We start from the raw sequence: 12,567 nt of genomic DNA, 5'->3' as shown, positions 1-12,567 counted from the left end.
TGATTGGAGGTGGTCCGGGATGAAACCTGGTGATCCCAGCAGTACGTGCTCTCCCACGTACGCCCCAGTTACCCCCGACCACTCCAATCCGGCAGCCTGATCGTGCCTCCACGCATTTGTGTCGATTGAGGTGACTTTTCATCGCGCGTGGAGCGTGCCAGGTCGGGCGGAAAGGGACTGCCATGCGCTCGTCCACGCTTTTCCGTCGCATCAACCGTCACCCTGTTCAGCCGCATGCCGCACGCCCGCTCACCAAGCCGGTGCGTGAGGTCTGCGTGCCCCCTGTCGACTCCATCGTCGAATTCGGCGCCTACATCCAGGGCAAGAAGGTCTGCGCCCCGGGCATCGTCGAGTCCCTCGAACTCGTCCGCGAGCACAACAAGAGCTCCGACGGCGCGAACGCGTTCGTCTGGGTCGGGCTGCACGAGCCCGAGGCGCCCGAGGTGGAGTGGTTGTCCGAGGTCTTCGGCCTGCACCCGCTGGCCGTCGAGGACGCGGTCAAGGCCCACCAGCGTCCCAAGGTCGAGCGCTACGGCGAGTCGCTGTTCATGGTGCTGAAGACGGTCGCCTACCTCGACCACGACGAGCTGACGGCCAACAGCGAGATCATCGCCACCGGCGAGATCATGGTCTTCCTCGGCGTCGACTTCGTGGTCACCGTGCGCCACGGCGAGCACTGCCCGCTCACCCTGGTCCGCGAGCGTCTTGAGGACAAGCCCAAGCTGATGAACCGCGGCCCGGCCGGCGTGCTGCACGCCATCGCCGACCACGTCGTCGACCAGTACCTCCAGGTGGCCGACCTGATGCAGCTGGAGCTCGAAGAGGTCGAGGCGACCGTCTTCGCCGACGTCAGCTCCCGCGACATCAACCGGATCTACCAGCTCAAGCGGGAGATGCTGGAGATGAAGCGGGCCGTGACCCCGCTGCAGTCGCCGCTGTCGGCGCTGCCGCAGCGCCGCGTGATCCCCTCGGAGATGCGCGAGTACTTCCGCGACGTCGGCGACCACCTGTCCCGCGTGTGCGAGCAGGTCGAGTCCTCCAACGAACTGTGCAGCTCGATCCTGCAGGCCGCCCTGGCCCGCTCGAACGCCCTGGCCAACGAGGACATGCGCAAGATCTCTTCGTGGGTCGCCATCCTGGCCGTGCCGACGATGATCGCCGGCATCTACGGCATGAACTTCGACTTCATGCCCGAGACCAAGCAGGTCTGGGGCTATCCGGCGGTGCTGGCTGTGATGATCACGGCCTGCGTGCTGCTGCACCGCGGCTTCCGCCGCAACGGCTGGCTCTGAACGACGCGTCCGGACGCTCGGGGCTCGCGGCGCTCAGACGCTCACGGGCTTGAGCGGCCGGACGCCCTCCGGCAGATCGAGGCCGCGCTCGCGCCACAGCTCCCGCATGCGGTCGGGGTAGTCGGTCACGATCCCGGCCACGCCGAGGTCGATCATGCGAGCGGCCAGGGCCTGGTCGTTGACCGTCCAGACCGCCACGTCGAGGCCCGCAGCGGCCGCCTGGGCCATCAGCTTCTCGTCGACCATCACGTGCTCGGGCGAGAGCGTGGTGGCCCCGGCCTCACGGGCGGCGGCCGGGATGTCGTCGCCCAGCCCGCCCTCGTGCCAGTGGAGCGTGTCGAGCTCGATCAGCGCGAACCGCCTGGCCGCCGGGGCCAGCCGGGCCGCGTGCCCGATGACGCGCCAGTCGAAGCTGAGGAGGGCGGCGTTGCCCAGCCTGCCGTGCCGGTCGAGCTCCTCGACCACCAGCTCGGTGAACATCTCCGGGTCGGCCGTCAGCTCCGGCCTGGTCGGGTCGGACTTCAGCTCGACGTGCAGCCGTACGTGCTCGGCCTCGTAGGCGTTGACCAGCCCGAGCACCGCGCCGAGCGTCGGCATCCTGGTCTCCGGCATGGCGACCTGGGTGAGCGCGAACGGGTCGTCGAGGTGGCGCGGCAGGCGTACGCCCACGTCGAGCGTGCGCAGCTGGGCGAGGCTGAGCGCGTTGATCGGCTTGCCCACGTACGGGAAGAGCGGATCGCCCGGCCGCAGCGGCCGGCGGTCGGCACTGGTGACGGCCGAGACCGTCAGGTCGTGCGTGAGCACGAGGCGGCGATCGGCGGTGAGGGCGACGTCGAACTCGAGCGCGTGAACGCCCAGCTCCATCGTGTGGCTCAGCCCTGGCAGGGTGTTCTCCGGCCACAGGCCCCGAGCTCCTCGGTGACCATGAATCTCAACGCGCACACCGGGGACACTACCCGCCGCGAGGCCCGCTGAGGCAGTGCCACGCCGTGTCCTTTTTATCCTGCTACGCCCCGGTTGCCGGTGAAGGTGCCAAGAGAACTCTCCGCCCGCCTATTGCACGATAAATGCAACTACCTTGCAATAAGCTGGAGCTCATGACGGAGGTTCTCAAACATGCCCATTCCGCAACAGTCCGGGCATGGGTGGACGGCTGGGTGATCTCCCGCAACGCCCCGCGGCCCGTGCCCGAACCGTGGGGCCTCAGAGTGGACGTCGGCCTCCCCGGCCACGTGACGCGGCACGTCGTCCCCGCCCCGACCGCGGAGATCCTGGACCACCTGACCGGCACCCTCACCGTCCCCGGCACCTGGCTCAAGCTCTGCGCCCCCGCCGAGGCGGTCGCCCCCTCCCTGCCTCCGCGGTGGTCCGTGCAGGAGCAGGAGTACATGATGACCACCGCGTCCCTGACCCGCACCACCCCGAAGGCCCCCGCGGGCTACACCCTGGCGATCACCACCAGGGCGGGGGTGACCGTGGCGCGGCTGCTCACGGCCGCGGGCGAGGTCGCGGCGCGCGGCCAGTTCGCCGTCGCGGACCGGGCCGCCGTGATCGACCAGGTGGAGACGGCCGCCGAACACCGCCGGCGCGGCCTCGGGACGGTCGTCATGGCCGCGCTCGCCGCCGCCGCCGTCTCCCGGGGCGCCCGCACGGGCATCCTGGTCGCCACCGAAGCGGGGCAGGCCCTGTACGAGACCCTGGGCTGGACCCTGCACACCCCGATGACCGCCGCCGTCCTCACCGCCGGAGGCCCGGCGGACGAGCAGCCCGCCGGCCGGCCGTAGTCCGGAGACACGCGAGGGGCCCGGCGCGTTCCCGCGCCGGGCCCCTTCTCACGTGCCGGTCAGACCAGCGACCGCACCACGACGGTCTGGTCGCGGCCGGGGCCGACGCCGATCGCCGAGATGGGCGCCCCGCTCATCTCCTCCAGGGCGCGCACGTACGACTGCGCGTTCGGCGGCAGGTCGTCGAACGACTTGGCGTTGGAGATGTCCTCCTTCCAGCCCGGCAGCTCCTCGTAGACCGGGACCGCGTGGTGGAAGTCGGTCTGGGTCATCGGGATCTCGTCGAACCGCACGCCGTCGACCTCGTAGGCCACGCACACCGGGATGCGCTCCAGCCCCGACAGGATGTCGAGCTTGGTGAGGAAGTAGTCGGTGATGCCGTTGATCCGGGTGGCGTAGCGGGCGATCACCGCGTCGAACCAGCCGCAGCGACGGTCGCGGCCGGTGGTGACGCCGTACTCGCCGCCGGTCCTGCGCAGCCACTCGCCCGTCTCGTCGGTCAGCTCGGTCGGGAACGGCCCCGAGCCCACGCGGGTCGTGTACGCCTTCAGAATCCCGATGATCTTCGTGAGCCGGTTCGGCGGGATGCCCGCCCCGGCGCACGCGCCCCCGGACGTCGGCGAGGAGGAGGTGACGAACGGGTACGTGCCGTGGTCGATGTCCAGCAGCGTGCCCTGACCGCCCTCCAGCAGCACGAACTTGCCCTCGTCCAGCGCCTTGGAGAGCACCAGCGAGGTGTCGGCGATGTGCGGCTTGAGCCGTTCGGCGTAGGCCAGGTACTCCTCCAGCACGGCGGCCGGGTCGATGCCGCGCCGGTTGTAGACCTTGGTCAGCACCTGGTTCTTCTCGGTCAGGGCGACCTCGATCTTCTTGGCCAGGATGCCCGGGTCGAGCAGGTCCTGGACCCGCACGCCCATCCGGGCGATCTTGTCGCCGTACGCCGGGCCGATGCCGCGTCCGGTGGTGCCGATCTTGGCCTTGCCGAGATAGCGCTCGGTGACCTTGTCCAGCGCCTTGTGGTGCGGCATGATCAGGTGCGCGTTGGAGGAGATCAGCAGGCGTTCGGCGGAGATGCCCCGCTCGGCCAGCCCGTCGATCTCGCTCAGCAGCACCCCCGGGTCGATCACCACACCGTTGCCGATCACCGGTACGACGTCCGGCGACAGGATCCCCGTCGGCAGAAGATGCAGAGCGTATTTCTGGTCACCGATGACGACGGTGTGTCCCGCGTTGTTGCCACCCTGATAACGGACGACGTAGTCGACGTCGCCACCGAGCAGGTCGGTGGCCTTGCCCTTGCCCTCATCGCCCCACTGGGCCCCAACGAGAACGGCAGCCGGCATTGTTCAGTCTCCCGAGCACAAAACGAAACCCCTGGCGCAAGTGCGACAGGGGCTCTTGCGTAGAGAGACTACCCGAGTCTGCCCATTCGTCCCAAGGCGCGTGGGTCCAATGCGGGCCCAACGCGCCGCTAACCCTTGGTCAGCGCCTCATATCCGGTCTCGCTGCTGTCCTTGAGGAACTGCAGGCAACGCTCGGCCTCGTCCTTCTCGCCGATGGACTGCGCCGCCCTGGACAGGGCGTGCAGGCAGCGCAGGAAGCCGCGGTTGGGCTCGTGCTCCCAAGGGATGGGACCGTGGCCCTTCCAGCCGTTCCTGCGCAGCTGGTCGAGGCCGCGATGGTAGCCCGTGCGGGCGAAGGCGTAGGAGGTGACGGCATGGCCCTGCGCGAAGTACTCCTCCGCGAGCGCGGCCCAGGCCGCCGGGTGGGCGGGGAAGCGGGCGGCCACGTCGGCGGCCTTGGCCCCGGATTCCAGCGCCTCCCTGGCCTCGGGCAGGTCCGGCAGGTGAGTCGGGGGCGGCCCGGCGAGAAGGTTATCCATAGGACAAGTCATACCCGCCGTGCCGCCCAAGTGGCTAGGAGATCTTCGTCCCACTGCTCTTGAGGTTGTGGCAGGCCTCCGCCACGCGGGCCGCCATGCCGGTCTCGGCGCTCTTGCCGTAGGCGCGCGGGTCGTAGGCCTTCTTGTTGCCGACCTCGCCGTCGACCTTCAGCACGCCGTCGTAGTTGCGGAACATGTGGTCGGCGATCGGCCTGGTGAAGGCGTACTGGGTGTCGGTGTCGACGTTCATCTTCACCACGCCGTAGGAGATGGCCTCGTGGATCTCCTCCAGCAGCGAGCCGGAGCCGCCGTGGAAGACCAGGTCGAACGGCTTGTCCTTGCCGTACTTGGCGCCGACCGCCTCCTGGATCTCCTTCAGCACGCTCGGCCGCAGCTTCACGTGGCCCGGCTTGTAGACGCCGTGCACGTTGCCGAACGTGGCGGCCAGCATGTAGCGGCCCCGGTCGCCGACGCCGACGGCCTCGGCCGTGGCCAGCGCGTCCTCGGCGGTGGTGTAGAGCTTCTCGTTGATCTCGCCGACGACGCCGTCCTCCTCGCCGCCGACGACGCCGATCTCCATCTCCATGATGATCCGGGCGCGGGCGCACTTGTCCAGGAGTTCCTTGGCGATCTCCAGGTTCTCCTCCAGCGGCACGGCCGAGCCGTCCCACATGTGCGACTGGAAGAGCGGGTCGAGGCCCTTGGACACCCGCTCCAGCGAGATGTCGATCAGCGGCCGCATGTAGCCGTCGAGCTTGTCCTTCGGGCAGTGGTCGGTGTGCAGCGCCACCGTGACCGGGTACTTGGCGGCCACCACCCGGGCGTACTCGGCCAGCGCGGTCGCGCCCGTCACCATGTCCTTGACCGTCGTGCCGGAGAGGAACTCCGCGCCGCCGGTGGACACCTGCACGATGCCGTCGCTCTCGGCCTCGGCGAACCCGCGCAGCGCGGCGTTCAAGGTCTGAGAAGAGGTCACGTTGATCGCCGGATAGGCGAACCCGCCCGCCTTGGCACGGTCGAGCATCTCGGCGTAGACCTCTGGAGTCGCGATGGGCATGAGTCATCTCCCTGAGAAGTACGGCTTCGCGCCTGCCCAGTATCCCGGCTCCCAACCACAACTGGTAGTGACAACGCGAGCCGGATGGCCACATCCGATCCGCTCGGCTCCAGGTAGGCTCACGGGGTGGACTGGCTCTGGAATCTCCTCGACCCGACGTGGTGGCTCACCATCCTCGGCGCCTTCGCCACCATCGGCGTCCTGGCGATCATCTTCGCCGAGACGGGTCTGCTGCTCGGCTTCTTCCTGCCGGGCGACTCGCTGCTGGTGGCGGCGGGGATCTTCAGTTCCGCGTCGCTGGTCGTGGGCGAGGCGCCGCCGATCTCCTTCCCCGTCCTGGTGATCGGCACACCGCTGTGTGCCATCGCGGGCGCCCAGCTCGGCCACTTCCTGGGGGCCAGGTTCGGCAGGAAGATGTTCGACCGGCCCGACTCGCGGCTGTTCAAACGCGAACACGTGATCCGCGCCGAGGAGTTCTTCCAGAAGTTCGGCCCGGCGCGGGCGGTCGTGCTGGCGCGGTTCGTGCCGATCGTCCGCACGTTCATGAACCCGGTGGCGGGCGTCCTGGAGATGCCCGCCAGGCGCTTCTTCGTGTGGAACGTCATCGGCGGCGTGGTCTGGGTCGAGGGCCTGGTGCTGCTGGGCTACTTCCTCGGCAGCAAGGTCGATCCCAAGCAGATCGACAAGTACATCCTGCCGGGCGTGTTCATCATCGTCTTCATCTCGCTGATCCCGATCATCGTCGAGGTCGTCAAGAAGCGCCGCGAGCGCAAGCGGCTGCCGCTGCCCAACGGCAAGCACCACCGCGTGCCCTCCAGCACCGACCCCCAGCACTAGCGTCCGGCGCCGGGGGCCCGGAGTCACTGCCGGGTGCAGGCGCGCCCTGGTGCGCAGGGCGCGAGGGAGGTCTTCAGAGTCCGAGGTCCTGGAGGGTGAAGGCGGTGCGGTAGTCGAGCCCCTCCTCCGCCATCCGCGCCGCCGCGCCCCGGTCGACGATCGTGGCCACGGCCACCACCTCGGCGCCCGCCTCCCGCAGCGCCTCCACGGCGGTCAGCGGCGAGCCGCCGGTCGTCGAGGTGTCCTCCACGGCCAGCACCCGGCGGCCCTTCACCTCGGGGCCCTCGATCCGGCGCTGCATGCCGTGCGACTTCTGCGCCTTGCGCACCACGAACGCGTCGAGCGTGCGCCCGCGCGCCGCCGCCGCGTGCAGCATCGCGCAGGCCACCGGGTCGGCCCCCATCGTGAGCCCGCCGACGGCGTCGAAGTCGAGATCGTCGGTCAGGTCGAGCATCACCTTGCCGACGAGCGGCGCGGCCACCCCGTCGAGCGTGATCCGCCGCAGGTCGAGGTAGAAGTCAGCCTCCTTGCCCGAGGAGAGCGTGACCTTGCCGTGGACGACGGCCTTGCGCTTGATCTCGGCCAGCAGGTTGTCGCGGTCTGTCATGCGCCCAAGCTTAGGGTCCCAGGCTCAGCGTCCTGATGAGAGCCAGGGCCTGCGCGTGCGCGCGGGGGAGCCGGCGCACCCGGACACGAGGGTGGCGGCCGTACAGGATCTCCGTGGCCCGCAGCTCGGCGACCTTCTCGGCCAGCCGATCGTCCTCCCTGGTCACCGCGCCGACGCGGGTGGGCGCGAGCAGCGCCAGCGTCTCGTCGCCGGTGAAGGCCCTGCGCAGCGCCGTGGCCAGGTTGAGCGCCGCCGCCAGCCGCTCGGCCAGTTCCGCGATCCGCCCGTACGGCTCGGCCACCACCAGCAGGTGCCCGCCCGCGACCGCCCCCCGGTAGAGCTCGCCCACCCTGGTACGCAGGTAGGCCACCGTGGCCAGCCCGGTCAGCGGGTCCTCGCACTGCAGGTCGTTCATGGGCGCGAAGCTCTGCTCGGCCCACCCGGCCGCGTACGCCCGTACCAGCGGGAACGTCGGCTCGCCCCGATCGGTGACGTCCTCGTCCATGCGTCCTCCCGTGGTCCTCGGAGGTAAAGACGGCGCTTCGGTTTAGTCATGACGCAGAATGCGGAATGATTGCGCGGGGCAACCCGCTGTAATCGTGAGGTCACAATGAGTGTGGAATCGCCGCGAAGCGATGCGGACCTGCTGAAGGAGGTCCGGGCCGGCGACGCGACCGCGTACGGACGGCTCTACGAGCGTCACGTGGCCGCGGCCCGTGCGCTGGCCAGGCAGCTCGTCAGGGGCGAGTCCGAGGCCGAGGACGTCGTGGCCGAGTCGTTCACGAAGATCCTCGACCTGGTGGGCAGGGGCGGCGGGCCCGAGTCGGGGTTCCGCACCTACCTGCTGACCGTCGTGCGCCGCACCGTCTACGACCGCGGCCGGGTCGAGAGCCGCCAGGTGACCACGGGCGAGATCGAGCGCTACGACGCGGGCGTGCCCTTCGTCGATCCCGCGCTCGTCGGCCTGGAGCGGTCGATGATCTCGCGCGCGTTCCTGTCGCTGCCCGAGCGGTGGCGGGCGGTGCTCTGGCACACCGAGGTGGAGAAGTGCAAGCCCGCCGAGGTCGCGCCGCTGCTCGGGCTGTCGGCCAACGGGGTGGCGGCGCTGGCCTACCGGGCGCGCGAGGGGCTGCGGCAGGCGTACCTGCAGATGCACCTGCGCGCGGCGCCGCAGCACGAGTGCCGTCCGGTGCTCGGCAAGATGGGCGCCTACGTCAGGGGCGGCCTGGCCAGGCGTGACTCGCGCGCGGTCGACGAGCACGTCAACGAGTGCGAGGAGTGCCACGGCGTCCTGCTCGAACTGACCGACGTCAACCGCGGCCTGCGCGTCATCGTCGGCCCGCTGATCGCCGGCCCGGTGTTCGGCGGCTACGCCGCGGCGCTGGCCAAGGCGGGCGCGGCCGGCGGCGGAGCCGGCTGGCTGCTGCGGCTGTTCGGCTGGTTGCGGCGGGCGCCCTCGCGGCAGCAGGTCGTGGCGGCGGGCGGCGTCGCGGTCGCGGCCGCGGCGGTGGCGGCGTTCGTGCTGGTGTCCGGGGAGTCGCCGGTGGCCGAGCGGCCGGCGGCCACGCCCACGCCGCTGGCCCAGCCCTCTGCGTCGGTGCGGCCGGTGCCGCTGCCCGTGGCGAGCGAGCCGCCGGCGCGCGTCCCGCCGCCGCGGAAGGAGCCGCGGGGCAGGGCGCGGCTGCGGGCCACGATCGGCGCGCTCGGCGCCCTCGTACGCGCCCAGCCCGGCATCGTCGGCATGCGCCTGCGCAACGACGGCGATGGCCCGAGCGGCGAGCTGGCCGCGACCGTCGAGCTGCCGCCCGGCGTGACGCTCCTGCCCCCGGCCAGGCGCGGGCACGGCGTGGCGCTGCTCGAACCCGTGGGCACGGTCGACGGCTGGTCCTGCCGGCAGGCCGGCCAGGGCGCCCGGTGCGCCAGGCAGCCGCTGGCCGCTGGGCAGGGCACGGCGGTGTTCCTGCGCGTGCAGGTGTCGGAGCTGGCCCCCGAGGGCGCCGGGCCCGCCGTGCGCGTCGACGCCGACGACCTCCACGTCAACGCGCGGGCCGCGCAGGGCGTGCGCACGGTGGGGGCGTCGGCCCGGTTCGCCACCGAGGGCAGGGTGGCCGTCCGGGCGATCGGCAACACGTTGCTGAGCTGTCCCGAGGAGCACGACGGTTGTCCCGAGGCCAGGCGCCGCCAGGGCGACCAGCGCGACAACGACCTGTGGCCGATGACCCCGCTCGACCAGGACTCCAGCCCGGCCACCAGCGCCTCCAGCGCGGCCCGGCTCACCCTGCCCAAGGACGGCCGGGTCGTGTGGGCCGGCCTCTACTGGTCGGCGAGCGGCGCGGCGGCGGGGCCGGTCAAGGTCAGGGCGCCGGGCCGGCGCACGTACGTGTCGGTCCGTCCCGACCACGTCACGGCGCTCGACATGCCGCTCGGCCCGGCCTACCAGGCGTTCGCCGACGTCACCGCGCTGGCCGGGCAGGCACGGCCGGGCGGTCTGTGGTGGGCGGCCGACGCGCCGATGGCCGAGGGGGCCTCCAGCCATGCCGGGTGGAGCCTGGTGGTGGTCGTGGCCGGGCCGCGGGAGCCGTACAGCCAGGCCGTGGTGCTCGACACGGCGACCGTGATCGGCGGTGCGGCCAGGAAGGTGCGCATGCCGCTCGGCGGTCTGAGCCGGGCCGCCGCGCCGGCCCGGGCCGAGCTGGTCACCTGGGAGGGCGACGCCGACCTCCAGGGCGACAAGGTCTCGCTCGGCACCGGCGCGATCGTCCCGGAGGGCGGCGACCGCGAGCGCGCCAACGTCTTCGACGGCTCCGCCAACGGCGCCACGGGCATGACCTTCGGCGTCGACGTCGACACGGTCGACGCCGAGCTGGGCCGCGATCCGGCGCTGACGATCGTGACCGACAAGGACGTCGTGCTCTTCGGAGCGGCCGCGCTGACCGTCCGGGCACGCTCATGACCGCAAACAGGACGAACTGGTACGGTCTGCCTAAATGGTCTGGCTGCACGGCGGCCCGCGGTCGAATCGTCGGGATTCACCCTCGCGCGATCACCTGCTTTCATTACCCTGAAAGAGGGCCGCCGAGTCCGGTCTCTGACGGTGCAGAGCCAGCAAGGTCGGACCACCAGGAAAGGGGCGGTGTCAGTGGATCGCTGTGCGCTGTTCGTGGACGCCGGCTATCTGCTGGCAGACGGAGCGATGGCCGTGCACGGCACTCGCCATCGAGAGGCCGTCGCCTGGGACTATCCCGGGCTGCTCCAGCTGATGACCAACCTGTCGCGCGAACGCACGGGCCTGCCGCTGCTGCGGTGCTACTGGTACGAGGCGACCGTCGAGGGCCGCCGCACCCCGGAGCACGACGCGCTGGCCGACATCCCGGGCCTCAAGCTCAGGCTCTCGCGCATCCGGCCGGGCCGCCGCGAAGGCGTCGACGCCCAGGTCCACCGCGACCTCATGACCCTCGCCCGCAACAACGCCATCTGCGACGCCGTCGTCGTCAGCGGCGACGAAGATCTCGCCCAGGTGGTGTGCGACGCACAAGACCTCGGCATCAGGGTCACCGTCATCCACATCGCCGCCGACGGCGGGTGGGCCGTGTCCCGGTCGCTGCGGCAGGAGTGCGACGACCTGGTCGAGCTGGGCAACGCCCACCTGCGGCCCTACGTCACGATGGTGAGCGGCGTCACCGAGTCCTCCAACGGCCACCACCAGCCGCTCAGCAACGGGCACGCCGCCCACTCGCTGCCGCCCGCGCCGCCGGCCGCGCCCCCGGTGACCCCGACGGCCTCGCTGCCGCCGGCGCCGACCGCGCCGACCGCGCCGTCCGCGGGCAGCCACGCGGCCGGGCAGCCCTCCGGGAGCCACGCGGCCCCCTCCTCCGGCCAGTCGTCCGCCAACGGGCAGGCGTCCTCGGGCGGGCGGTCGGCCACGCCGCCGATGCTGCCCTCGTACTCGGGGTACCAGGAGCAGCCGCCGTCGATCCCGCCTTCCGTGCCGCCGTCCGCGCCGGCCACCGGGCCGCTGCAGCAGCCGCAGTCCGCCTCGCCCACCACCGGGCAGTTCGCCACGCCGTCCTCGGGGGGCGCCTACCAGCCGGCGCAGCTCGGGCCGTACACCGGGCCGCAGGCCGCGCCCGTCTCGCCGCCGCCCGCCGTCACCGCCGGGGCCACCACGCTGGCCGACGCCGTGAAGGCCGCCCATCGCGAAGGGCACGACTTCGGCGAGTCCGTGGCCCGCGACGCGCCCGCGCTGTGGCTGGAGGCGGTGCTGGCCCGCAAGCCCCGCATGCCCTCCGACCTGGAGGCCCGCCTCCTGCAGGGCTCCTCGCTGCCGATCGACTTCCTGCTGCACGACGAGGTCCGCCACGCCCTGCGCCGCGGCTTCTGGGACGCCCTCGAACGCGCCCGCCACTGACCCACCCCGCACAGCGAACCGGACGCCCGGGCGCCGTGAGCGGCGGCCCGGGCGTCGGACGGCACGGGGTCAGGAGAGCGCGTCGAAGCCGGCGCGCAGGTGGGCGAGCCGATCGCCCAGGTCGGCCAGCGGCACGGCGAGCGCCGGATCCTGCGACTTGCGGGCCAGCTCCCGCACCCGGGCCAGCTCGTCCTCCACCGCCGTCAGCCGCCGGGACAACTCCGGCAGCACCGAGGCGTGGTCACCCGCTCCGGGCGGCAACTCGCCGGTCAGCCGCTCGCGCAGCAACGACGCCTGCTCGGCCAGGCGCTTGTTCATGTTGTAGAGCTCGGTGAACACCGACACCTTCGCCCGCAGCACCCAAGGGTCGAACGGCTTGGTGAGGTAGTCGACCGCCCCCGCCGCGTATCCGCGGAAGGCGTAGTCGGGGGCGCTGTCGACCACGGTCAGGAAGATGATCGGGATGTTCCTGGTCCGCTCCCGCCGCTTGATGTGGGCGGCCGTCTCGAAGCCGTCCATGCCCGGCATGCGGACGTCGAGCAGGATCAGCGCGAACTCGGTGTTGAGCAGCGCCTTGAGCGCCTCCTCGCCGGACCTGGCGCGTACGGGCACCAGGTCGAGCGAGCTGAGGATCGCCTCCAGGGCGATCAGGTTCTCCTCGCGGTCGTCGACCAGGAGGATCTTTGCACGGTCCGGCATC

General features: G+C 71.4%; 12 protein-coding genes. 5 read left to right on the top strand and 7 right to left on the bottom strand.

Translation table 11 applies throughout. From position 1 onward, the window contains the following. Positions 1–275 precede the first annotated feature (275 nt). Complete coding sequence (gene corA / locus AB0J76_RS03155; protein WP_352318019.1) at positions 276–1,292, top strand: magnesium/cobalt transporter CorA; 1,017 nt, start codon at positions 276–278, stop codon at positions 1,290–1,292. A gap of 33 nt (positions 1,293–1,325) precedes the next feature. Here corA and AB0J76_RS03150 read toward each other — a convergent pair whose 3' ends face one another. Next, positions 1,326–2,234, bottom strand: a complete 909-nt coding sequence (locus AB0J76_RS03150; RefSeq protein ID WP_352318017.1) for a glycerophosphodiester phosphodiesterase family protein — start codon at positions 2,232–2,234, stop codon at positions 1,326–1,328. A 155-nt stretch (positions 2,235–2,389) separates the two neighbouring features. Between AB0J76_RS03150 and AB0J76_RS03145 the strand changes: the two genes are divergently transcribed. Continuing rightward, positions 2,390–3,076: a GNAT family N-acetyltransferase gene (locus AB0J76_RS03145; protein ID WP_352318015.1), complete on the top strand. Its 687-nt coding sequence runs from the start codon at positions 2,390–2,392 to the stop codon at positions 3,074–3,076. Positions 3,077–3,135: 59 nt separating this feature from the next. Here AB0J76_RS03145 and AB0J76_RS03140 read toward each other — a convergent pair whose 3' ends face one another. The 3 genes from AB0J76_RS03140 to fbaA form a co-directional block, all read right to left on the bottom strand. Beyond that, positions 3,136–4,419, bottom strand: a complete 1,284-nt coding sequence (locus AB0J76_RS03140) for an adenylosuccinate synthase (protein ID WP_352318013.1) — start codon at positions 4,417–4,419, stop codon at positions 3,136–3,138. A 128-nt stretch (positions 4,420–4,547) separates the two neighbouring features. After that, on the bottom strand, positions 4,548–4,958 hold the full coding sequence (locus AB0J76_RS03135; RefSeq protein WP_352318011.1) for a DUF3151 domain-containing protein: 411 nt from the start codon (positions 4,956–4,958) through the stop codon (positions 4,548–4,550). Between the two features lie 34 nt (positions 4,959–4,992). Then, positions 4,993–6,015, bottom strand: coding sequence for a class II fructose-bisphosphate aldolase (gene fbaA / locus AB0J76_RS03130; protein WP_352318009.1), 1,023 nt, complete (start codon positions 6,013–6,015; stop codon positions 4,993–4,995). A gap of 126 nt (positions 6,016–6,141) precedes the next feature. Between fbaA and AB0J76_RS03125 the strand changes: the two genes are divergently transcribed. Next, positions 6,142–6,852, top strand: coding sequence for a DedA family protein (locus tag AB0J76_RS03125; protein WP_352318007.1), 711 nt, complete (start codon positions 6,142–6,144; stop codon positions 6,850–6,852). Between the two features lie 73 nt (positions 6,853–6,925). Here the strand turns inward: AB0J76_RS03125 and pyrE are convergent, their stop codons facing one another. Beyond that, complete coding sequence (pyrE, locus tag AB0J76_RS03120) at positions 6,926–7,459, bottom strand: orotate phosphoribosyltransferase (RefSeq protein ID WP_352318005.1); 534 nt, start codon at positions 7,457–7,459, stop codon at positions 6,926–6,928. Between the two features lie 10 nt (positions 7,460–7,469). Continuing rightward, positions 7,470–7,964 (bottom strand): hypothetical protein, encoded by a 495-nt coding sequence (locus AB0J76_RS03115; protein ID WP_352318004.1) that lies wholly within the window; start codon positions 7,962–7,964, stop codon positions 7,470–7,472. Positions 7,965–8,075: 111 nt separating this feature from the next. On the opposite strand from AB0J76_RS03115, the gene AB0J76_RS03110 reads away from it, so the two are divergent. Together AB0J76_RS03110 and AB0J76_RS03105 are read left to right on the top strand one after the other, a co-directional pair. Continuing rightward, positions 8,076–10,412, top strand: a complete 2,337-nt coding sequence (locus tag AB0J76_RS03110; protein ID WP_352318002.1) for a sigma-70 family RNA polymerase sigma factor — start codon at positions 8,076–8,078, stop codon at positions 10,410–10,412. A gap of 186 nt (positions 10,413–10,598) precedes the next feature. Beyond that, positions 10,599–11,867: an NYN domain-containing protein gene (locus AB0J76_RS03105; RefSeq protein WP_352318000.1), complete on the top strand. Its 1,269-nt coding sequence runs from the start codon at positions 10,599–10,601 to the stop codon at positions 11,865–11,867. Between the two features lie 69 nt (positions 11,868–11,936). Here the strand turns inward: AB0J76_RS03105 and AB0J76_RS03100 are convergent, their stop codons facing one another. Continuing rightward, complete coding sequence (locus tag AB0J76_RS03100; protein ID WP_352321288.1) at positions 11,937–12,566, bottom strand: response regulator; 630 nt, start codon at positions 12,564–12,566, stop codon at positions 11,937–11,939. Position 12,567 lies beyond the last annotated feature (1 nt).

Origin of the sequence: Nonomuraea sp. NPDC049624, from assembly GCF_040675255.1 — a bacterium.
GTDB lineage: Bacteria > Actinomycetota > Actinomycetes > Streptosporangiales > Streptosporangiaceae > Nonomuraea.
This window is presented reverse-complemented; position numbering and strand designations above follow the sequence as displayed.

What these genes read in the sequence shown, in the direction of transcription:
- AB0J76_RS03145 (WP_352318015.1), top strand. Translation starts at nt 2,390, where the DNA reads ATGACGGAGGTTCTCAAACATGCCCATTCCGCAACAGTCCGGGCATGG.
- AB0J76_RS03140 (WP_352318013.1), bottom strand. Translation starts at nt 4,419, where the DNA reads ATGCCGGCTGCCGTTCTCGTTGGGGCCCAGTGGGGCGATGAGGGCAAG.
- AB0J76_RS03135 (WP_352318011.1), bottom strand. Translation starts at nt 4,958, where the DNA reads ATGGATAACCTTCTCGCCGGGCCGCCCCCGACTCACCTGCCGGACCTG.
- fbaA (WP_352318009.1), bottom strand. Translation starts at nt 6,015, where the DNA reads ATGCCCATCGCGACTCCAGAGGTCTACGCCGAGATGCTCGACCGTGCC.
- pyrE (WP_352318005.1), bottom strand. Translation starts at nt 7,459, where the DNA reads ATGACAGACCGCGACAACCTGCTGGCCGAGATCAAGCGCAAGGCCGTC.
- AB0J76_RS03115 (WP_352318004.1), bottom strand. Translation starts at nt 7,964, where the DNA reads ATGGACGAGGACGTCACCGATCGGGGCGAGCCGACGTTCCCGCTGGTA.
- AB0J76_RS03100 (WP_352321288.1), bottom strand. Translation starts at nt 12,566, where the DNA reads ATGCCGGACCGTGCAAAGATCCTCCTGGTCGACGACCGCGAGGAGAAC.